Origin of the sequence: Arthrobacter liuii (assembly GCF_014639275.1) — a bacterium.
GTDB classification, from domain to species: Bacteria; Actinomycetota; Actinomycetes; order Actinomycetales; family Micrococcaceae; genus Arthrobacter; species Arthrobacter liuii.
Genome location: NZ_BMFW01000035.1, coordinates 1 through 20,867, shown reverse-complemented (window position 1 = coordinate 20,867; position 20,867 = coordinate 1). Strand labels below are relative to the sequence as shown.

At 64.3% G+C, this 20,867-nt stretch carries 20 protein-coding genes and 2 pseudogenes; 9 read left to right on the top strand and 13 right to left on the bottom strand.

Going from position 1 to position 20,867, the window contains the following annotated elements; all coding sequences use genetic code 11:
• Nucleotides 1–10: 10 nt before the first annotated feature.
• A complete protein-coding gene (locus tag IEW19_RS20335) occupies nt 11–712 on the bottom strand; it encodes an L-ribulose-5-phosphate 4-epimerase (RefSeq protein WP_188573393.1) in 702 nt (233 codons plus the stop codon).
• Nucleotides 709–2,469, bottom strand: a complete 1,761-nt coding sequence (gene araB / locus IEW19_RS20330; protein WP_188573392.1) for a ribulokinase — start codon at nt 2,467–2,469, stop codon at nt 709–711. Before araB ends, IEW19_RS20335 begins: the two co-directional genes overlap by 4 nt.
• A gap of 265 nt (nt 2,470–2,734) precedes the next feature.
• Between araB and chvE the strand changes: the two genes are divergently transcribed.
• The 3 genes from chvE (at nt 2,735) to mmsB (ending at nt 6,781) form a co-directional block, all read left to right on the top strand.
• Nucleotides 2,735–3,862, top strand: a complete 1,128-nt coding sequence (gene chvE / locus IEW19_RS20325) for a multiple monosaccharide ABC transporter substrate-binding protein (RefSeq protein ID WP_188573391.1) — start codon at nt 2,735–2,737, stop codon at nt 3,860–3,862.
• A gap of 104 nt (nt 3,863–3,966) precedes the next feature.
• Complete coding sequence (mmsA, locus tag IEW19_RS20320) at nt 3,967–5,496, top strand: multiple monosaccharide ABC transporter ATP-binding protein (RefSeq protein WP_188573390.1); 1,530 nt, start codon at nt 3,967–3,969, stop codon at nt 5,494–5,496.
• A 4-nt stretch (nt 5,497–5,500) separates the two neighbouring features.
• Nucleotides 5,501–6,781, top strand: coding sequence for a multiple monosaccharide ABC transporter permease (mmsB, locus tag IEW19_RS20315; protein WP_188573389.1), 1,281 nt, complete (start codon nt 5,501–5,503; stop codon nt 6,779–6,781).
• Between the two features lie 131 nt (nt 6,782–6,912).
• On the opposite strand, the gene IEW19_RS20310 is transcribed toward mmsB, so the two are convergent.
• The 4 genes from IEW19_RS20310 to IEW19_RS24150 all read right to left on the bottom strand — a co-directional run bounded on the left by IEW19_RS20310 (nt 6,913) and on the right by IEW19_RS24150 (nt 12,331).
• Nucleotides 6,913–8,166 (bottom strand): MFS transporter, encoded by a 1,254-nt coding sequence (locus IEW19_RS20310; RefSeq protein WP_188573388.1) that lies wholly within the window; start codon nt 8,164–8,166, stop codon nt 6,913–6,915.
• A 39-nt stretch (nt 8,167–8,205) separates the two neighbouring features.
• Nucleotides 8,206–10,377: an elongation factor G-like protein EF-G2 gene (locus IEW19_RS20305; protein WP_188573387.1), complete on the bottom strand. Its 2,172-nt coding sequence runs from the start codon at nt 10,375–10,377 to the stop codon at nt 8,206–8,208.
• Between the two features lie 84 nt (nt 10,378–10,461).
• Nucleotides 10,462–10,887, bottom strand: a complete 426-nt coding sequence (locus IEW19_RS20300; RefSeq protein WP_188573386.1) for a ChaB family protein — start codon at nt 10,885–10,887, stop codon at nt 10,462–10,464.
• Between the two features lie 1,153 nt (nt 10,888–12,040).
• A complete protein-coding gene (locus IEW19_RS24150) occupies nt 12,041–12,331 on the bottom strand; it encodes a hypothetical protein (RefSeq protein WP_188573385.1) in 291 nt (96 codons plus the stop codon).
• 427 nt (nt 12,332–12,758) lie between these two features.
• Between IEW19_RS24150 and IEW19_RS20290 the strand changes: the two genes are divergently transcribed.
• Nucleotides 12,759–13,259 carry an Hpt domain-containing protein gene (locus tag IEW19_RS20290; protein ID WP_188573384.1) on the top strand — a complete coding sequence of 167 codons (501 nt, stop codon included), beginning with the start codon at nt 12,759–12,761 and terminating at the stop codon, nt 13,257–13,259.
• Between the two features lie 395 nt (nt 13,260–13,654).
• Nucleotides 13,655–13,831: a CsbD family protein gene (locus tag IEW19_RS20285; RefSeq protein WP_188573292.1), complete on the top strand. Its 177-nt coding sequence runs from the start codon at nt 13,655–13,657 to the stop codon at nt 13,829–13,831.
• Nucleotides 13,832–14,047: 216 nt separating this feature from the next.
• Here IEW19_RS20285 and IEW19_RS20280 read toward each other — a convergent pair whose 3' ends face one another.
• On the bottom strand, nt 14,048–14,203 hold the full coding sequence (locus tag IEW19_RS20280; RefSeq protein ID WP_188573383.1) for a hypothetical protein: 156 nt from the start codon (nt 14,201–14,203) through the stop codon (nt 14,048–14,050).
• Nucleotides 14,204–14,546: 343 nt separating this feature from the next.
• Here IEW19_RS20280 and IEW19_RS24430 point away from each other — a divergent pair.
• Nucleotides 14,547–14,594: pseudogene (locus IEW19_RS24430) on the top strand (hypothetical protein); the annotation flags it as partial.
• A gap of 203 nt (nt 14,595–14,797) precedes the next feature.
• Here the strand turns inward: IEW19_RS24430 and IEW19_RS20275 are convergent.
• A complete protein-coding gene (locus IEW19_RS20275; RefSeq protein ID WP_188573382.1) occupies nt 14,798–15,298 on the bottom strand; it encodes a plasmid pRiA4b ORF-3 family protein in 501 nt (166 codons plus the stop codon).
• A gap of 38 nt (nt 15,299–15,336) precedes the next feature.
• Between IEW19_RS20275 and IEW19_RS20270 the strand changes: the two are divergent.
• Nucleotides 15,337–15,501: pseudogene (locus tag IEW19_RS20270) on the top strand (recombinase family protein); the annotation flags it as partial.
• Between the two features lie 523 nt (nt 15,502–16,024).
• On the opposite strand, the gene IEW19_RS24330 reads toward IEW19_RS20270, so the two are convergent.
• From IEW19_RS24330 to IEW19_RS20245, 5 genes are all read right to left on the bottom strand, one after another.
• Entirely contained in the window at nt 16,025–16,171 is a 147-nt protein-coding gene (locus IEW19_RS24330; RefSeq protein WP_373283630.1) for a hypothetical protein, read from the bottom strand.
• Nucleotides 16,172–16,175: 4 nt separating this feature from the next.
• The gene (locus IEW19_RS20260; RefSeq protein ID WP_188573381.1) at nt 16,176–16,814 is read right to left on the bottom strand and encodes an MIP/aquaporin family protein; all 639 of its coding nucleotides are present in this window, start codon (nt 16,812–16,814) and stop codon (nt 16,176–16,178) included.
• 9 nt (nt 16,815–16,823) lie between these two features.
• On the bottom strand, nt 16,824–17,240 hold the full coding sequence (locus IEW19_RS20255) for a hypothetical protein (protein WP_188573380.1): 417 nt from the start codon (nt 17,238–17,240) through the stop codon (nt 16,824–16,826).
• A 270-nt stretch (nt 17,241–17,510) separates the two neighbouring features.
• Nucleotides 17,511–17,960 (bottom strand): hypothetical protein, encoded by a 450-nt coding sequence (locus IEW19_RS20250; protein WP_188573379.1) that lies wholly within the window; start codon nt 17,958–17,960, stop codon nt 17,511–17,513.
• A gap of 6 nt (nt 17,961–17,966) precedes the next feature.
• Entirely contained in the window at nt 17,967–18,563 is a 597-nt protein-coding gene (locus IEW19_RS20245) for a CBS domain-containing protein (protein ID WP_268236313.1), read from the bottom strand.
• A gap of 198 nt (nt 18,564–18,761) precedes the next feature.
• Here IEW19_RS20245 and IEW19_RS20240 point away from each other — a divergent pair, with 198 nt between their 5' ends.
• Together IEW19_RS20240 and IEW19_RS20235 are read left to right on the top strand one after the other, a co-directional pair.
• A complete protein-coding gene (locus IEW19_RS20240) occupies nt 18,762–19,436 on the top strand; it encodes a DUF1345 domain-containing protein (protein ID WP_188573377.1) in 675 nt (224 codons plus the stop codon).
• A 429-nt stretch (nt 19,437–19,865) separates the two neighbouring features.
• The coding region (locus IEW19_RS20235) for an LCP family protein (protein WP_229748627.1) at nt 19,866–20,867 on the top strand (1,002 nt) is incomplete at its 3' end.

Here is a 20,867-nt window from a genome sequence, read left to right as displayed (position 1 = left end):
TTGTGGGCAGTTACTGCCCGTAGACGTTCTGGTAGCGGGCGTAGAGGGAGTCGATATGGCTCTGGTCGATGGGCAGCGGGTCGCCCAGCTGCCTTGAGATGTGCACGGTGCGGGCCACCTCCTCGCACATGACCGCGGCCTTGACAGCGGAGCGGGCGTCCTTGCCGATGGTGAAGGGGCCGTGGTTCTGCATGAGGACCGCCGGCGAATTGGAGTTCTTCAGCGTTTCCACGATGCCGTGCCCGATCGAGTCATCGCCGATCAGCGCGAAGGGGCCCACCGGGATGGACCCGCCGAACTCGTCCCCCATCATGGTCAGCACGCACGGGATGGCCTCGCCCCGGGCGGCCCAGGCGGTGGCGTAAGTGGAGTGGGTGTGCACCACACCGCCCACCTCCGGCATGTGGCGGTACACGTAGGCATGCGCTGCGGTGTCCGACGACGGCGACAGCGGTGGGTTACCCCACTCGCCGTCGCTGTTCCCGGCCACCGGCGTGCCGTACAGATCGGTCACGATCATCTGCTCCGGGGTCAGCTCCTGGTATGAAACGCCTGAGGGCTTGATCACCATGAGGTCGGTGCCCGGCACGCGGGCGGAGACGTTGCCCGCGGTCCACACCACCAGTTCGTACCGGGTCAGCTCGGCATGCAGCGCGCACACCTCCTCCCGCACCCGGGCGATGGCTTCCAGGATCCCGGTTTCGGTGGTCATGCGGACACCTCCACTGCATTTTCGGATGCGGAGCCCGCACCGGGAAGGACGGTGCGGGCCGCTTTGCGCTGGATTGCCTTGAGCCGGTGCATCACATCATTGCCGCCCCGGCCGAAGTAGTCGTGCAGGGTTTTGTACTCCTGGAACAGCTCGTCGTAGGCGGCCGCGTTCTCCGGGATGGGCGTGTAGACCTCGCCGGGTTCGGCGCCCATGGCGGCGGCAGCGGCGCGGATGTCCGCGTACTCACCGGCGGCCACGGCGGCGTGGATCGCCGACCCCAGGGCCGGGCCCTGCTCCGAGCCAATGGTGGACAGCTGCAGGCCGGTGGCGTCCGCGTAAACCTGCATCAGGAATTTGTTCTTGAGCAAGCCGCCAGCCACGATGAATTCCTTGACCGGGACTCCTGCCTCGCGGAAGGCGTCCACGATGGTGCGGGTACCGAACGCGGTGGCTTCCAGCAGCGCGCGGTAAATGTCCTCAGGCCTGGTGGCCAGGGTCTGGCCCACCACGATGCCGGACAGCTCGTGGTCCACCAGGACCGAGCGGTTGCCCGAGTGCCAGTCGAGCGCCACCAGCCCGTGCTCACCGATCCCCTGCCGGGACGCCAATTCGGTGAGGTACTCGTGGATGCCCAGCCCCGCATCCTTGGCAGCCTGGTGGTATTCCGGCGGGACGCCGTACTTGGTGAACCACCCGAAGATGTCCCCCACGCCTGACTGCCCGGCCTCGTAGCCCCAGAGCCCGTCCACGATCCCGCCGTCCACCGCCCCGCACATGCCGGGCACTTCGCGGAGTTCGGTGCCGTTCATGACGTGGCAGGTGGAGGTGCCCATGATCGCCACCAGCTGGCCGGGGTCAACCGCCTTGGCAGCCGGGGCGGTGACGTGCGCGTCGACGTTGCCCACGGCCACGGCGATGCCCTCCGGAAGCCCGGTCCAGGCCGCCGCCTCCGCCGTCAGGGTGCCCGCGGCGTCCCCCAGCCGCCCGATGGTGTGCGCCAGCTTGGAGCTGACGAAGTCCTTGAAATCCGGATTGAGGGCGCCCAGGAATTCCTCCGACGGATACCGCCCGTCCTGGTAGATGCCCTTGTAGCCGGCGGTGCAGGCGTTGCGGACGTACCGGCCGCAGAGCTGCCAGACGATCCAGTCCGCCGCCTCCACCCAGTGGTCCATTTCGGCGTAGGACTCGGGGTCCTCTTCCAGCAACTGCAGGCCCTTTGCGAACTCCCACTCGGACGAGATCAGTCCACCATACCGGGGGAGCCAGTCTTCACCGCGCTCGGCAGCCAGCCGGTTGATCCGGTCCGCCTGGCCCTGGGCTGCGTGGTGGCGCCAGAGTTTCACGTAGGCGTGCGGCCGGTTTGCGTAACCGGGCAGTTCGTTCAGGGGTGTGCCGTCGGCCTTGACGGGCACCATGGTGCAGGCGGTGAAGTCGGTGGCAATGCCGACGACGGCGGCCGGGTCGATCCCCGCGTCAGCCACCGCGGCCGGGACTGCGATGCGCAGCACATCCCGGTAGTCGTTGGGCACCTGAAGCGCCCATTCCCCGGGAAGCCGGGCGCCGTCGTCGCCCGCCGTATCCCGAGGCAGGAAGTCGGTGACCACCGCGTGGGGATACTCGTGGACCGCGCTGCCGAGCTCCTTGCCGTCGCGGACCCGCACCACCACGGCACGGCCTGAAAGGGTTCCGTAGTCCACCCCAATGACGCAGTGGTCGTGGCGGGGGTCGGAACTGGAAGTGAACAGCGCAGCTGGCATGAGTTGCCTCCGTCCGGGAGGCCTGGGCCTCATTACCGGGTCTTGTAGTGGTGGGGGTCGAGCTAAGTGCTGCAGCAAGTGTGAACGCTAACAAAGCAGAAGTCAATGAAACCGAAAAGTTTCTAAATTCCGGCACAACACTCTTGTTAGCGTTCACAAAGCGGTCTATATTGAACCGACACATCAACAATGTGGCCAGGACCACGCAGCACTGATGCTGCCGGCCCAACAACACTTCGTGGCAGTGCTGCCGCGGAAGGAGATAATGGTGAGAATCAAAAAACTGATGGGCGCGGTGGCTCTTGTCCTCGCCCTGACGGTGGGCGCCACCGGCTGTGGCTCCCGCGGCGGGACCAGCGAATCCAGCGCCGCCGCAAAGCCCAGCGATTCACTGGTTGGCATCTCGATGCCCACCCAGACGTCCGAACGGTGGATTGCCGATGGCGCCAACGTGGAAAAGTCCCTGAAGGACCTGGGCTACAAGACGGACCTCCAGTTCGCCAATGACGACATCCCCACCCAGGTGTCGCAGATCGAGAACATGCTGACCAAGGGGGCCAAGGCCCTGATCATCGCTGCCATCGACGGCACCACCCTGACCGACGTCCTGGCCAAGGCCAAGGAGCAGAACGTCAAGGTCATCGCGTACGACCGCCTCATCAACGGCACGCCCAACGTTGACTACTACACCACGTTCGACAACTACACGGTCGGCGTCCAGCAGGCCACGTCGCTGCTGACCGGCCTGGGCCTCGTCGACGCCAGCGGCAAGAAGGTGGATGGCAAGGGCCCCTTCAACATCGAGCTTTTCGCCGGAAGCCCCGACGACAACAACGCCAACTTCTTCTGGACCGGCGCCATGGACACCCTCAAGCCGTACATGGATTCCGGCACCCTGAAGGTCCCCAGCGGCCAGACCAAGTTTGAGCAGGCAGCCATCCTTCGCTGGCAGGCACCCGTGGCGCAGAAGCGCATGGAGGACATCATCACCTCCGCCTACAGCTCGGGCACCAAGCTGAACGGCGTCCTGTCCCCGTATGACGGCCTGTCGATCGGCATCATCTCGGCACTCACCAGCACCGGCGGCTATGCCAAGGGAAGCCTGCCTGTGGTTACCGGCCAGGATGCCGAAAAGGGCTCCGTCAAGTCCATCATCGCCGGTGAGCAGTACTCCACCATCTTCAAGGACACCCGCCAGCTCGGCGCGCAGGCCGTCAAGATGGTTGATGCTGTCCTCAAGGGCCAGGAACCGGAAACGAACGACACCAAGACCTACAACAACAAGGTCAAGGTTGTCCCGGCCTTCCTGCTGAAGTCCGTGATCATCACCAAGGACAACTACAAGAAGGAACTGATCGACTCGGGTTACTACAAGGACTCCGACGTCAAGTAGTCAGCGTCGGGGGCTGTGGCTGGCCTTCAGTCCAGCCACAGCCCTCCCGCAACCTCCTGCAGCAGCAGGAAGGCCCAGCTTCGACCAGTCAGTGGGAATTGACGATGAACACACCCATTCTCCAAATGCGAGGAATCACCAAGACGTTCCCGGGCGTAAAAGCGCTGCAGGACGTCACCCTGGACGTGAACCGTGGAGAGGTCCACGCCATCTGCGGTGAAAACGGCGCCGGCAAATCAACGCTCATGAAGGTGTTGTCCGGCGTCTATCCACACAACACCTTCGACGGGGAGATCCTCTTCGAAAACGAACCCTGCAACTTCTCCAGCATCTCGGACAGCGAGAAGCGCGGAATTGTCATCATCCACCAGGAACTGGCCTTGAGCCCGTACCTGTCGATTGCCGAAAACATCTACCTGGGCAACGAACAGGCCACCAACGGGTGGGTGGATTGGCGCAAGACCAACCTGGAGGCAGCCAAGCTGCTGGCCCGGGTTGGCCTTGATGAAAACCCGGTCACGCCTGTGCAGCACATCAGCGTGGGCAAGCAGCAGCTGGTGGAAATCGCCAAGGCACTGTCCAAGGAAGTGAAGCTGCTGATCCTGGACGAGCCCACGGCCGCCCTCAATGACGAGGATTCCGGCCACCTGCTGGACCTGATCCTCCATTTGAAGGGGCAGGGGGTCACCAGTATCATCATCAGCCACAAGCTCAATGAAATCCGCAAGGTGGCGGACGCCGTCACCATCATCCGGGACGGCAAGACCATCGAGACACTGCGGCTCGACGAAGGCCAGATTACGCAGGAACGGATCATCCGCGGCATGGTGGGCCGGGACCTGGAGAGCCTTTATCCGGACCGGGAGCCGCATATCGGCGAGGAAGTCCTCCGGATCGAGGACTGGTCCGTACGCCACCCCCAGGACCACACCCGCATGGTGGTCAACAACGCCAACCTGTATGTCCGGAAAGGCGAGGTCGTGGGCCTCGCCGGACTGATGGGCGCCGGACGCACGGAACTCGCCATGAGCGTGTTCGGCCGCACCTACGGCACCGCCACCTCGGGCAAGGTCTACAAGCACGGCGCGGAAATCAACACCGCCACGGTTTCCGATGCCATCAGGCACGGCATCGCCTACGCCACGGAGGACCGCAAGCACTACGGCCTGAACCTCATCGAGGACATCAAGCGCAATATCTCCCTTGCAGCCCTGCGCAAGCTCGCCAAACGCGGTTTCGTGGACAAGAACCAGGAGACCGTGGTGGCCAACGGCTACCGCAAGAGCATGAACATCAAAGCGCCTTCTGTTGCCGCCATCACCGGAAAGCTCTCCGGCGGCAACCAGCAGAAAGTCGTGCTGAGTAAATGGATGTTCTCGGACCCGGACGTGCTCATCCTCGACGAACCCACACGCGGGATCGACGTCGGCGCCAAGTTCGAGATCTACACGATCATTGCCAAACTCGCGGCCGAAGGAAAAGCGGTGATTGTCATCTCCTCGGAACTTCCCGAGCTCCTGGGAATCTGCGACCGCATCTACACCCTCGCCGCCGGACACATCACAGGTGAAGTGCCCATCGCCGAGGCCACCCAGGAAACCCTGATGCACTACATGACCCAAGAGAAGGAATAGCGAAATGTCCGCCTTACGAGAATCGCTAGGATTCCTCACCAGCCGCCTCCGCCAGGTTGGCATCTTCGTTGCCCTGATCCTGATCGTCCTGCTGTTCCAGGGACTCACGGGCGGGATCCTGCTGGAACCGCAGAACGTCACCAACCTCGTGGTCCAGAACAGTTACATCCTGATCCTGGCCATCGGCATGGTGATGGTCATTATCGCCGGGCACATCGACCTTTCCGTCGGATCGGTGGCCGGGTTCATCGGCGCGGTTGCCGGCGTCATGATCGTGCACTGGGGCTGGCCGTGGTGGGCCGCCATCCCTGCATGCCTCCTGGTCGGTGCCCTGGTGGGCGCCTGGCAGGGCTACTGGATCGCCTACGTAGGGATCCCGGCCTTCATCGTCACCCTCGCGGGCATGCTGATCTTCCGCGGACTGACGCTCATCACCCTCAAGAACCAGCAGATCACCCCCTTCCCCGCGGAACTGCGGGCCCTGGGTGGCGGCTTCCTTCCGGACATCTCCGGCGGCGCCTCCGTGCTGGAATGGCTCACCGTCATCCTGGGCCTCGGCGCAACGGCCGCCCTGCTCATCCAGGCACTCAAGGAGCGCAGGATCCGGCGGAAGTTCGATCTCGAAAGCGAACCCCTGGTCTGGTTCGTCATCAAGACAGCCTTCACGGCGCTGCTCATGCTCATCATCACCTTCCTGCTGGCGTCCTACCGCGGCACGCCAATCGTCCTGGTGGTCCTGGCCGCCCTGGTGATCGCGTACACCGCCCTGATGAACAACAGCGTCTTCGGGCGGCACACCTATGCAATCGGCGGCAACCTCCACGCAGCTGAGCTGTCAGGCATCAAGACCAAAGCCGTCACGTTCCGGCTCTTCGTGAACATGGGCGTCCTCGCCGCCCTCGCGGGCCTTGTCTTCACCGCCCGGCTCAACTCCGCGCAGCCGGCCGGTGGAACGGGCTTCGAGCTCGACTCCATCGCCGCAGCATTCATTGGCGGCGCCGCCGTCACCGGCGGCATCGGAACGGTCGCCGGAGCGATGATCGGCGGCCTCATCATGGGCGTGCTCAACAACGGCATGTCCATCCTGGGCCTGGGCACTGACTACCAGCAGCTCATCAAGGGCCTGGTGCTCCTTGTCGCCGTCGGTTTCGACATCTTCAACAAGAACCGCAGCGGTGGCGGCGGGGAGGTCGGAAAGCGGTTCAAGCTCAAGACCACTCCTCCGCCCTCGCAGGAGAGCCCGGCGCCGGCGCCCACCGAAACAGTGGACGCGGGCGTCAAGTAGACCCGCGGCAGGCGCCTGCTGCTCTTGGAGGCCCCTGGGCCCCGGACCCAGTCCGGGACCCAGGGGCCCTCACTTGCCTGCGGCTGCTGCAGCACTCCTCCCCTGCTGCCCAGGTTCTCCCCCAACGCTGATCACGGCGCGGCCGCCACGCCGGTGGCAGCATCTGCCGGCGAGCGCCGGCCCCGGCTGAGCAGGATAAAGGGTGCCGCCAGCAGCTGCACCGCGCCGCCCAGCGCCAGGGATGCAGGATAGCCGTACACGTCGGCGGCCCTGCCGAGCAGCGGCTGCACCACCACTCCCCCGCTGGACCCCATGAGCGAGGCGAAGCTCAGGACGGTTGCGCGCTGCTTCGAGGCGATCATGTCGTTAAGGTAGGCCTGGCGCACGGGGGTCCCTACAGAGGCCACCACAGCCCAGAGGGCAAGGAGCACCAGTGCCAGCCAAAAGGTGCTGGTGGCCAGGAGTACCACCAGGACCACCGAACTGGTGAGGGTGGAGGCGAGCAGCACGGTGGTGCGGCGGCGCACCCGCTTCCGCACCTGTGGCGCCAGCCAGCCGCCCACGATGTCTGCGCCTGCCACGATCGCCGCTGCAAGGCCGGCGATGGCGTAGGCCCTGGGGTCGCCGAAGAGCTGCAGGAGGTAGGGCTGGAGGGCATAAAAGACGTAGAACCCGACGCCTTCGGTGAACGGGGCAGCCAGCATCATGAACCGCACCGGCGGGTTCCGTAGTCCGCCGTCCACCGATGCCCTCAGGACCGCACGGGTGGCCTGCAGGGGGTGGGCCGAACGCTCAGGTGTGAAGCCGACGTCGTGCATGAGCAGGAAGGCCACCACGAACATGGCCACGAGCACCGCCACGCGCAGCAGGAACGGCACCCCCAGGTTGGTGGCCTGGGCGATCACCCCGCCTGCCACTGAGCCGGCCAGCATGGCGACACCGGAAACCATTTGGCCCCGGCCCAGGACGGTTTCGAGGCCGCCGTCATAGCCGGAAAAGTGCAGGGCGTCCACCAGCCAGGCTTCCACTGCCCCGGAGAAGAAAGTGAAGCCCAGGCCCAGCAGTACGGACACTGCTGCCCACCACCAGAACGATGCGGACACTTGCCACAGAAAGTAGTAGAGGTAGGTGGCTACGGCCAAGGTCACGGTGCCCAGCAGGAAGGACGTGCGCCGCCCCCAACTATCCGCGACCACCCCGGTAGGCACCTCGAAAAGCACCATCCCTGCCGTAAAGAAGGCGTTCGCGGCGAAAGCCTCGAGGTTGTTCAGCCCGGCATCAAGCAGGAACAGCGTATTGATCCCCCAAATGAACGACGCCGCAAGGGTGTTGCCCAACGTCAGCGTCAGGTAGATGGTCTGGATTTTTCGTGCTGCGGCGTTCACGGGGTTGGCGCTCTTTTATCTGTTCCTGGCCGGGTGGTGTCAGGATGGGCTGTAATTCAGGGGGACGGGGTCGTGGCGCAGGTACTGGCGGCGGAACCGGCCGGTGCCCGCCGTCAGGGCGCGCAGTTCCACCGCGTACCGCAGGAGTTCCTGGTCCGGAACTTCGGCGCTGATTTCCGTGAGTCCCTCGCCGGAGGACGTGGTGCCGGTGAGGCGTCCCCGCCGGCCGGACAGGTCGCTCATCACAGGACCCACATGATCGTCGGAAACGGTGATGGACACCGACGACACCGGCTCCAGCAGTTGGACCTTTCCCGCGGCTGCGGCCTCGCGGAGCGCCAGGGCCCCCGCCGCCTGGAATGCCGCATCGGAGGAATCCACGCTGTGCGCCTTGCCGCCCACCAGGGTCACCCGCAGGTCAACCACGGGGAACCCGGCAGAGACCCCCCTCTCCATTTGCGCACGGACCCCCTTTTCGATGGACGGGATGAACGTTCCCGGGATGACTCCGCCAACCGTCTTGTCTACGAATTCGAACCCGCCTCCGCGCTCCAGCGGTTCCACGTCGATGTCGCACACGGCGTACTGCCCGTGGCCGCCTGACTGTTTGACGTGGCGGCCGTGGCCGGAGACGGCGGCCGCAAAGGTTTCCCGCAGCGGTGTCACCACCTCCACGGTATGCAGTTTCACGCCCTGTTCCCGCAGCCGGTCCAGCACCACCTCCGCGTGCGCCTCACCCATGCACCACAGCACCAGCTGGTGCGTTTCGGTGTTCCTGTCCACCCGCAGCGTGGGATCGCCCGCCGCTATCCGGCCCAGGCTGCGCGCCAGGGCGTCCTCGTCGCTGCGGGAGTCCGCTTCCACCGCAACCGGCAGCAGGGGTTCGGGCATCTCCCAGGTCTCGAGCAGCAACGGGCTTTCCCGGGCGGAAATGGTGTCCCCGGTTTCGGCGCTGCCCAGCTTGGCCAGGGCGCACATGTCCCCTGCCACGCAGTAGGGAACGGGACGCAGGCTGGCTCCCAAGGGAGAGTAGATGTGGGTGACCCGTTCATCGGTGTCGTGGTCCTGGTGGCCGCGGTCAGCCAGGCCATGGCCACCCACGTGGACGGGCGAATCCTCGCGGAGCGTACCGGAGAAGACCCGCACAAGGCAGATGCGCCCCAGGAAGGGATCGTTGGAGGTGCGCACCACTTCGGCGGCGAGCGGCCCGGACGGGTCGCAGTCCAGGCCTCCGGCCGGCTCCCCCGCGAGGTCGGTCATCGCCGGGAGGCTGCGGTCCAGCGGCGCCGGGAAGCCGCGCACCAGCAGGTCGAGCAGCTCCGCGGTGCCGAGCCCGGTCACGGCGGACGTGGACAGGACGGGAAAGAACGATCCCCTCGCGACGGCGGTTTCCAGGTCGGCCGCCAGGACTGCGGGGTCGATGTCCTCGCCTTCCAGGTATCGGTCCATCAGCGTTTCGTCTTCGCTTTCGGCGATGATGCCCTCGATGAGTGCACCCCTGGCGGACCCGGCATCCGCAAGTTCATCCGGTGCTGCTGCGCGGACTTCAGGTGACGCGTCTCCGGAGGAGTAGTCCGTTACCTCCTTCGACAGCAGGCCCAGCAGGCCGGTTGGCTCGCCCGCCGTCCGCACCGGGACGTACAGGGGCAGGACGCCGTCGCCGAACGCTTTCTGGCAGGCGGCCAGGGCGGCGTCGTAATTTGCCCGCGGGTGGTCCATCCGGGTGATCACGACGGCGCGTGGCAGCCTCATGTGCCCGCACTCGCCCCAAAGCGCAGTGGTGGTCGCGTCGATCCCGTCGACGGCGGACACAACGAACAGCGCGGCGTCCGAGGCCCGAAGGCCCGCGCGCAGTTCCCCGATGAAGTCGGGGTAACCAGGCGTGTCCAGGAGGTTCACCTTGAAGTCGTCCACCATCAGCGGGACCAGGGACAGCGTGACCGACCGCTGCTGGTGCACCGCTGCGGCGTCCGAATCGCTGACGGTTGATCCGTCCGCGATGGAGCCTTTGCGCGTGATCATGCCGTTGGCTGCGAGCAGGGCCTCGATGAGCATGGTTTTCCCGGCACCGGAGTGCCCCACCAGGGCAACGTTTCGGATCCGGGCGGGGTCCTGGGCCGCGATGCCGGCAGCCTGGTCCGCCCGCTTTGGATCAGGCCCGTTCCTGCCGCCTGCCGCCCGCGCTGACTCCCTGGTGCTCTTCACCGACATTGGAACCTCCTGGCATCATCGCCGAACGGACCGAACGTGTCCTCTGATTCGACACCTTGAACGGCAGGACGGCAAGAGCGCGGGCTATTTGCTGCGGGCTTTGCGGGTGGCCGCGTCGTTGGCCCTTTGAAGCGCGTTCACCAGCTGGTCCTTATCCATCTTGGAGCGGCCCTTGACGTCCAATTCCTTGGCCAGTTTGTAGAGGTGCTCCTTGGAAGCATTGGCATCGACGCCGCCTGCCGTGGGCTCGGATGAGCGGAGCCCCTGTTCTGCGTGCTTGTCCGACGGACCGCGTTTTTCCTTGGGCTCCCAGTGGTCGCCCACCTTCTCATAGCTGTGCTTCAGGGACGCGTATGCTGCGCGGGCAGCCCGTTGTTCGTCATTGTCGTAGGACTCAAGGGCGGAATCGTAGGTCTTCGCGAACATGTCCTGGGCTTTTTGCCCAGAACTCTGCAGGGTCGAGGGAAGCTCGTCTTTGCGGGCATGGTCATTCTTGCCGGTCTTGGGCATGGTACCCATCCTCCTTTGTCAGCACGCTGATCATTTCGGATGGATCCAGCTTAGACCCGGTGAGGTTCATGGAGCCCCCTGTCGGATTCGAACCGACGACCCCCGCTTTCGATCCGGCTGCCTAAATGACCTCGAAAGTAGTCCAAAAACCCCGGAATTTAGCGGTTTTTGCAGCTCACGACAAGCGGTGAATAGTGGTCGTTTGTCGTTGATTATGGTGAGTTAATGGTGAGTCGGTGGCATCGTGCTCGACTATCTCCGGCTGCCGTGCTCGGGCAGAGGCAGCGGCCCCCGGCGAAGCTGGAGTCCTTCTCCATGAAGAGCCTCCGGTCGGGCTTGGCGCCATCCGCTTGCGATACCGTCCTCAAAAATGCTGTCAGGCTCATTCTTAGCGTGCCGCCATGCCGCCACTTGACCATGAGCAAGTGAAAGAATGGCCGTTGCTTGTCATTCGGATAATCCATCCTCGCTGGGCGGGCCCTCCATGCAACCAGGGCGCTTCGCGCCGCTCGCAGTCCAAAACTTCGTTCGGCGCTCCGTCGTCGCTTATTTCCTCGCGAATTTTTGGACCGCTCACGGTTCCCCAAGTTGCACTCCTGCCCCTATACCCAGCGGTGGGTCCCCTATCAGAACGACGCCGAAAACCCATGACGATCGGCGGCCCCTAGGCCGCCTTGAAACCTGGCAAAAGGCGGCAAGTTGATGAAACGCCCACTATCAGCCATGGAGGTTGCGGCGCCAGGTAGGAGAGCGATCCATCGGCTGTTGCGTCAACGCAGCCACATGCTATTTCAGCAGTTAGCGCTTCCCGTAGTGGCCGTGGATGGGCTTTGCTTGCTGGTGCCCAGGCATAGTGCGATTGCTTCCCGGGAGAGGCCGGATTGCCGGGCGCTCCTGGCAGGGAGGATTGTTTCATCCGCTCCACCTCCACGCGTCAGCCTTACTGTCCACGAGAGAGAAGTCACGTCTGTTGACGACCATGGGAACGCTCAGGGTCCTTTTTGTACTCTACGGGGAGAGTTCGCGAGGACGGGATCGAGAGCACGGGATCACTTCCGCTGGATGCCAAGTGAAAGCCTTGCGCCGGCAGCCATCCCTGCGAAAGACTCGGGGAACGCATGCTCAATTGATGAAAATTTGGAGCGGGATACCACTAAAAAGCGCAGGCAACGATGCCGACGCGTAGTGGCGGCAATGACGCGGCCTCGGCCATCCCGCATACCGGAAGGATCGCAATGGCAGGAATGTTCGAACTGTTTGTGGACGCAAAGTCAGCCTTCAGGTTCCGGCTGACAGCCCCGGACGGCACCGTGATGGCAGTATCCAAACCCTTGACACCAAAACCGAGGCCGTGGCCGGTATCGCTGCCGTTCGCGAGTATGCAGGAATGGGCCTGATCACCGATTCCTGCACGACTTTCAATGAAATCGATCGTCGAGCCCACGATGATGCGGCCGCGCTTGCCGGGGACTCACTGAAGGTCCCCAAGATTGACTTCCACACCCGCACGAGGGCGGTCCGCCGAGCCGTTTCCGGTCCGCGCTGGGCAGGTGCAATTCACAACCTTTCCTGAACAACTGGGAAGGACCTCTTCTACCCTCGCCAGCACATGGACATATATCCACTCTCGGCTCTTTAAAATCGTCGGCGAGAGAAGTCGTCAAGGTTACCGTGAGAGTTACGCCGGCTTCGCGGACGGCAGTAGAGCCGCCCCATATCGCTGGCGATTGATCTTGAGGGAATCTTGATTGGGGGCGAGCACCCCCTTGATCCTCATCTGGAAGAGTGTCACGGGTCAGGTCAAGCAGAGCGCCTGGTCCTTAGCGGGTTGTCGTCGGCTCCGTGCGCGCTCATGATTCATGAGGATCCGTTTGGAAACCACCCTCAACATATATGGTGAACAACGGCTTACGGCCGCGGAGACGCCGGAAACAGCGGGTGCTGAACCGGCCACTTCTTCGGCGGCCGCCCGTGGAGACAACCCGATTCTCGACCTGCAGAGCCTGTGGGACATCGCCAACGATACTGGCGGCCCTGCTCTGGCCCTTCGATTTCTCAGCGACTTCTTCAGTTTGCAACCGGTTCGGCTGTCCCGGCTCCTTGCCGCTCTGGATGCCGAGGAGCCCACAGCATCCGTTGATGCCGTACTGAGCCTGCAGAGTGCTTCGTCCATGGCAGGAGCAACGGAAATTGCCGAGCGCTGCGCGCGTATCCTGCCACTTGTCGTGGCCCGCGACTTCCCGCGTGCGCGGGTACAGATAGCGGACCTGAAACGTAGTGTCGAAGCTTTGATGGCTGCGTCTCCCTTGCTGCTGGCGCACGCCGAGGCCCGGCTTGGCACCATGGGCGCCGTGGCTGCGGTTTCTCCCTAGGTTGACGGAACGTCCATTATCGGCTGTTGAAACCGGGAAGGGGAAAGCCTGTAAAAGGGCTGTTGCCTGACCATCGTTCGTTGCGCCCATTAACTGGATCACGTCATCGACCAAGTCGCATTCCGGCCCTACCCCAACCGCAAGACCGCCGCTCGTGCTGGTCCGATCGAAGCTTGCCAGCGCCACCTCTCAGAACGAGAGGACGGCAGGCTAACGCTGAGGGCCGGTGTCACCAGCCCTCAGGGAATCCAACTGAGGTATACCGGCTTTTGCAGCTGCGGTCTACGGCACCAGCGGGTGTCGTGGCCGGCGAGGGCCTTGAAAACCGCATCTGGGGGGTGCTTACTGGAGGTACAGCCGTAGGGAACGGTTGTGACCACGCAGGAGGCAAGGCCATGGGACTGGGAGATAAAGTCCACAACGCCGCTGAAAAACTTCAGGGCAAGGGCAAGGAAGCCGCGGGCAACGCCAGCGGCAACGACCGGCTGAAGGCCGAGGGTAAAGGGCATCAGGTTAAGGCCGATCTCAAGCAGGCCGGCGAGAAAGTCAAGGACGCCTTCAAGAAGCATTGACCTGCACTACGGAAGGGTGCGCTCAGTTGGGCGCGCCCTTTTTCGTTCCCTCATACCCTGTCGGGCGTCGACCGGTAGGGAGATGCGGCCCTTTTATGAAACCCCCACCGGTGCGAGGGCGGCAAGTCAACTTGCTGGTTGAAATCGGGGATGGGTTTGATGCAAGGGCGGATGCGGCCTCGAGGCGCCTCGTAGTGATTGACCCTGTAGGGCTCGCTAGGTCTGTTCCGGGGCTGGCGCAGCCTCTTGCTTTTTGACGGTGGATAGGAGGATGACTCCGGCGATGGCTGTCGCGCCGGCAAGGATGAAGGCCGGGATGGCTGCGGGCGGGGCGGTGTCAGCTTCCCCCAGGACGGGGATGCCGATGGTCACAAGGCGTTGCGACGTTCCTGCGCCGGGCTGACAAAATAGATCTCCACGCCGCGGGCATCCGCGACGTCGAAATGTCCTTCACCTCTATTTTCGCCGCGGCCGGTTTCGACATACCGCCGCATCTCGTCCAGGAAGCAGCCGCGGCTACCGGCGGTTACCCCTTCCTGATCCAGCTCGTCGGTTACGTCCTTTGGCGCGAAGCCGAGAACAACAACGGCACAGTGACAGCTGCCGAGGCGGACCGGACCGGGCGGTACAGGCCGCACACCGGCGCAACGCCCGCACCGTCATCGAAGCATGCCTCTCAACCGCGTCGGCAAAGGACCTCGATTTCCTGCGCGCCATGGCCCGGGATGACGGTCCCTCCATCGCCGGAGACATCGGAGAACGCTTGAAAGCGAAGACCAACCTTGTCGCCAATTACCGGTCACGCCTGCTGGCCGCAGGCCTCGGTCGAACCGGCCGGCCACGGCAAAATCGATGTCGAGATACACGGCTTGCGCCAGTACCTGCGCAACCTCAACGTAGACTAAGACGACCCGACCGGAACCGAGTCCCGGGCTCCGGGGAAGAACTGCACGGCCAGGACCTGGTTCACGGGGGGATGTGCAGGTATGCAGGGTCGAAAGGCTCCTCGGAGCCGGTGATGCCGGCCACCCATGAGGCGTGGTCGCCGTGGTCGGGATGCGACGGGTCGGCCAGGGCTTCCATGATGTCCTCGTACCCGGGGAAGCCGCCGGAGTCTTCCAGCGGCCCGCGGCGGGCGCCGTCGATCAGCAGGGCCGGCGGGCAGTCTTTGTCCGCGGGGCGGCGGGATACCAGGTCGAGCCGGTGAAGCCAGCTGTCGCCAAAGTCGTATTCGTAGAACGCGGCCCCTGATCCCAGCGCCAGGAGTTGGTCCAGGGAACAATCCTCCTCGGGCCTGTCGCCCGGTTCTTCACACTTCGTCCCGGGGAGCCACTGGTGCGCCTCGGGCATTGCGCTGTCGACGGGGCGCAGGGGTGCAAACGGGTCGCTGGTGACGAAGCGGTGCAGGTGCGCGTCCTCCCAGCCGAAAGCTGCCTGGAGTACCTGATGAACCTGGCCCAGGGGCATACTCCCCGGAGGTCCAGCAGACGCCAGTCGTCTCTGCGGCCCTGGTCCAAGGGCTGACCCGCCGCGGGGTGCAGGTGGAGTTCCTCAAAGAACAACTCTTCTTCACCGGTGAGGACTCCCCCACGGCCAACCTCATGCTCTCCGTCATGGGGGCCTTCGCTCAATTCGAACGGTCCCTGATCAGGGAACGGCAACGCGAAGGGTGGGATTTTCTTCCCCGGCGATGTCTTCCGCATACTTTTTAATCAACGGCGTCGTGGATGGCACCGGCCGCCCATCAACACCGTGGATATCAACCAGGTCCAGGCCACCGTCAAAGAACTCCTCACCCCCGCACCACCGGGCACCTGCAACGACCGCGGTAGAGAGGACGCCCGCCACGCCCGCGACAGCCGAACCTCCAGCCGCGGCACCCTCCGCACCGGGACCTGGAACCCCACCACAAGCCGCCCCACCAAGCAACGTTTATGCGGATTCCACCGGGGCTCTCCAAGGCGGGGCCATCCCCTGCGTCAAGTAAGGTACGCGGGCAGCTGAACTGAAACTCAACGGCAAAGTCGAAGAGAGCACCAGTCTGAAAGGTTTCGTTGTTTTGGACGCAGGCTGCAGTTCTTTTCCGTCGGTGTCAGCAGCGGGCGAATTGAGTTGTTTAGCAGTGGCGTGCGGACGCAACAGTCGTCAGGAGGCCTAATGACAGGTCAAAGGTTGAGGCAGGGCGTATCCCGCTTAGCCCGCCAGGGAGCCTTGCGCGGCCTTCTCGGCGGCCGCCTGGCCGCCCGGACCCCGCAGGAGGCGTGCTACGGCCACCGCCAGGAGGGAGCCGGCGGGCGGGCCGGTGACGTAGATCCAGAGCCGGCTGAAATCTCCGGTGATCAGGTCAGGACCAAGCGACCTTGCCGCGGTTCATTGACGCTCCGCTCACAGGGCCTGCCCAGAGGCCGGCCATGACGATATACGCGGCGATCCCGAAGGCTGACAGTGCGCCCACGTTTTGTGCCCCGGAGGCGACGGCGAGGATGGTGCTGACGAGCCCCGCGGTCAGCACTACCTCCAGGATGAGGGCCTGGTAGTCGGTGAATTCCGGGCCTGGAACGGTCATCCCGTCCGTGCCATGATGACCGAACACGGCCAGGAGCGTGGCGGAGGCGAGCATCGCTCCGGCGGCCTGGGTGAGGACATAGCCAGAGACTCTTCTCCAGGGGAAGTCACGGCGCAGTGCGAACGCCCGGGTCACGGCGGGGTTCAGATGGGCCCCGGAAATCGGGCCGATGAACAGAACGACGGCGATGATCGTCAGCGCCGGTGCCATCACCATTGCTGTATGCCCGATCCCACCGTGGGTGGCGGTATTTACGACGTCGGCGCCGGCCGCAGCCAGTACCAAAAGGTAGGTCCCGAGGAACTCACCGAAAAGCCTGCGTAATCTGTTGCCAGGCTTGTTGAAGGCCCGGATCAGGCGGTGGTCCTGGGCGGAGAGCCCCGGGTGCCGCCGCCCTGCCGTGCTTGGTGTCGGCATCTGTCCTGCCTAGAACCCGGCGATACGCGCGGGGACGACGGTGTCTTCGCTCAGATGGTAGGACGCACAGACCCGGTGGTACCCGTCGGCGATCCGGGCAGCGGTCCCGGCCTTATTGTTTCCGCGGATGATCAGGCAGGGCGAGAGTGCCGTGCCGGCCCTGACCCGGCCCAGTTCCTTGGCAACGTCGGGGTCATCGGCAGGCAGCAGGGGCAGGCCGGCTGCCCGCAGAAGGTCCTTGGCCTTGAACGAGACGGTGTCCGCTTCCCTCAGGGCCTTGACTGCCCGGTTGACGGCTTTGGGGCCGGCGATCAGGGAGAGGTAGGAGGCCGCCGCCGGATAGTCGTGCTTTTCAGGTTTGTCTAGCCACTTCACTGCCGGGTCGGTGTCGCGGTCGGCGTGGGAAGGTCCCTCGTGTTTGGTCATGATGCTCCTCATGGTCTGTTCGTACTCGGTGTCCAGTCGTGACGGGTGTCCGACGGTCTCGCAGTGGTTCGGATTATCCTCCCCATGACCCGGGAACGGTCAGTAAAGCCGGCCACCGCCGTGCCAGGACGCCGGCTGACGAGATTTTGCGTCGGCTTGGGCTACCTGCCCGGCCCGGGTAGGCAGATCTGCCCGCCGTTCTGATCGACTGGATCCGGAGGTGGGTTTCGTCGGCGGATGGGTGCGGGCTTGTGACGACAAAAGCGATGCTTACGCGCGATTGAGGGGGCGGGGCGCGTGCCGCCGGCCGGCCGGGAGGCGGGTTCTGAGGTGGTTCCCGGCCAGAGATCCTGCGCTGACGAGGACGATCGGGAGCAAGGGTTCGTGCCAGAGGATGCTGCCGGCGCAGCCGGCCCCGATGGAGGCAATGAACAGCAGGCGCGCCCACGTTGCGCTGCGTCGTCCCCGCACCGGCATGTGTCCGGAAGTGTGCTGGCTTCCATAAAGCCCGGTATGGCTGCACGAGGAAACGGGCGCTGTGAATTCCTCGGTGATGAGGGTGACCAGGGGCAGCGGTACCCCGGTGGTTTGGGCGGCCTGGGTCGGGGTGAGCCCGCGGGAGAGGAGTCGGGGCACCAGGAGGGTGCGCAGCCCGGGTCGGTGGACCCGGTCGGGCCGGGATCTCCCGCCGGGGGCCAGATCCGCTGGATAGTCAGTCATGGCACGTCATTGTTTGTGTTCGTTCCACTCTGACTCAGGCTGGCCCGTCTTGGTTGTGTTTCGGTTGGGTTCCCGGTGTGCCCAGTCCGGGGGGATGGCCGCTTCGAGGGCGTCATCGACGGTGATGACGCCCAGGATGTGGCCGTGGTCGTCCAGGACGGGGAGCGCGAGGAGGTTGTAGTCGGCCATGGTGGTGGTGACGTCGATGATGTCGTCCCCGGTGGTTGCGCTGACGGGTTCGGGGTCAGCGGCGTCCCCGAGCAGGGCCGTGGGATCGGCCTGCAGTGCCTGGACCAGGCCGATGACTCCGGCGAGGGTTCCGTCCGGGTTGAGGCTGTAGATGGTGGTGAGGGCTTCGGGTTGTTCGGTGGTGGCGGTGCGGACTCTCTGGAGGGCCTCTGCGATGGTGGCGGTGCCGGGGAGGGCGAGGAAGTCGGTGCCCATGAGGCCCCCGGCGGTGGCGTCATGGTAGCCGAGCAGTGTCATGACCTTGGTCTGCTGCGCGGCGGGGAGGAGTGTGAGGATGCCCGTACGTCGTTCCTGCGGGAGGTCCATGACGGCGTCCGCGGCGTCGTCGGCTCTCATGTGGGAGAGGACGTCCAGTGATTACTCCCCACGAGGGCCGCGTTCCTTCCGCGGGCAGGACGCCCCGTTTGATTCCAAAGCAACATAAGAACCCCGCCGCTGAAAGACCCCCCGGACCGCGGCCCTGCCGCTGCATGCGTGCGAACGTGAATTCCCCGGCCGACACCTGAGCGTTGCCCCGGTCGACCACGCAGTGCTCTGAGATCATTGGCAGTCATGAGAACTGATGCCGCTTTCCAGAATTACCGCCCCGACTTCAACTCGGTTCCGCACCATTCCCGTCTGAGGCTGGTCGTTATGCTCGCCGTCGGACTGCTGACAGCCGTCATCGTCGGAAGTCTGAAAAGCTGGGCCTATGCACCGGCGCTTGGATGGGCTGCGGCCTCGGCGACGTACCTGATTTGGGTCTGGGCAATCATCGGGCGCCTGAACCCCGCCGCGACTGCTGCCCATGCCCGCCGAGAGGACCCCGGCCGCGGCTTCTCCGACGCTCTCGTCCTGGGAGCGACCATCGCAAGCTTCGCCGGAGTAGCCCTGATCCTCCTCGATGCCTCCAACGCCCAAGGACCCGCCAAGGACGTCATCGTGGCCCTGGCCCTGGGAAGCATCGCCTTGTCCTGGTTCCTGGTGCACACCCTGTTCACGCTTCGCTACGCCTCCATCTACTATCGCGACAAAACAGGTGTGGACTTCAACGAAGGCACACCCCCGCGATACCTGGACTTCGCCTACCTGGCCTTCACCGTCGGCATGACCTTTCAGGTCTCAGACACAGACCTGACATCCGACGCGATCCGCGGCACCGTCCTACGCCAGGCCCTGCTCTCCTACCTCCTCGGAGCCATCGTCCTGGCCACCACCATCAACCTCGTCTCCGGCCTCATCCACTAACCTCCGACACCGGCGGGAGCAAACCCCATGCGCGGGACGAAAACGCCGCAAAAGACCGCCATCCATCTCCGCGAGTCATACCGTAGCTTGCTCTCAGGTGATCGAATTCCTGCTGCCAATACCTGTTGAACGATCCTTTTCAACGGGCGACAGGTGTCACCACGCCGTTTCTGTCCGCGTGGCGGAATCATCCCTGCTGGCCAACTGGATCAGCATCGCTCTGCTCCTGGGCGTCCGCCAGTCCGCACGCGAACCCGGCCAACCGACACACCACCCGGAGAAAAAGAAGCCCATATGGCAATCGGAACGTCCAAGCGCTGGCTGACCCGTCAGCCAGCGCGTCATTCTCCGGATATCCTTAGCCCCACCAAAACCTGCAGAAAGTTTCGTTGTGGAACAAAGACACTTCTCATCATCCGGGCCGCTCCGTTGAGTGAGGGCAATACCGGGTATCCCGGCCAAGGCAATCTTGTCGCTGCCAGCGCCCGGCACCTGCGGGGTTTCCGTCGTGCCCCCGGCTGGCTGAGAGCCTTGACGGTGGTGGTGTCGGTGCTGCTGCTTGGCGTGCTGGTGTTCGGCGGCTATTGGGTGTGGCGGCTACAGTCAAATATCAACACCTCCGACCTCTCCGCCGGCGGACCGCGGACCGAGGGGGCTGTCAACGACAGTTCAGACCGTTTACAGATCCTGGTGCTGGGCTCCGATACCAGAAGCGGAGACAACAGTCAGTGGGGCACCGCTGACCAGTCCTCCGGATATGGCCAATCCGATGTAATGATGCTCGTGGACGTCGCAGCTGAAAACAAGCACGTCAACGTCATCAGCATCCCCCGGGACCTACTGGTTGACATCCCGGCCTGTACGGATAAAAAGGCGAACCAGACATACCCGGAGCAACGGGACGCGATGATCAACAGTGCCATGGCCCAGGCCGGGATAGGCTGCGCCGTGGACACGGTGAACAAGCTGACCGGGTTTGAGGTGGACCACTTCATGATGGCGGACTTCAACGCCGTGAAGGAACTATCCAACGCTGTCGGCGGCGTGGACGTGTGTGTCACGGCCGCTGTTGACGACCCGGATTCCCGTCTGCACCTGCCGGCCGGCACCTCCCAGGTGCAGGGCGACCAGGCGCTGGCTTTCCTGCGCACCCGGCACGGCTTCGCCGACGGCGGGGACCTGGGCCGGATTAAGGCCCAGCAAGGCTTCCTGGCCTCACTCACCCGCAAGCTCAAGTCCGAAGGCACTTTGGGTAACCCGGACAAGGTCCTGACCATCGCAGATGTGGTGACCAAGAACCTCACGGTCGATTCGGGCCTGTCCTCCCTTCCCTCACTGCTGACCATCTCGAACCGGCTGAAGAACATCGACCCCGGAAGCGTTAACTTCATCACCGTTCCAACGGTTCCCGCACCGCAGGACCCCAACCGG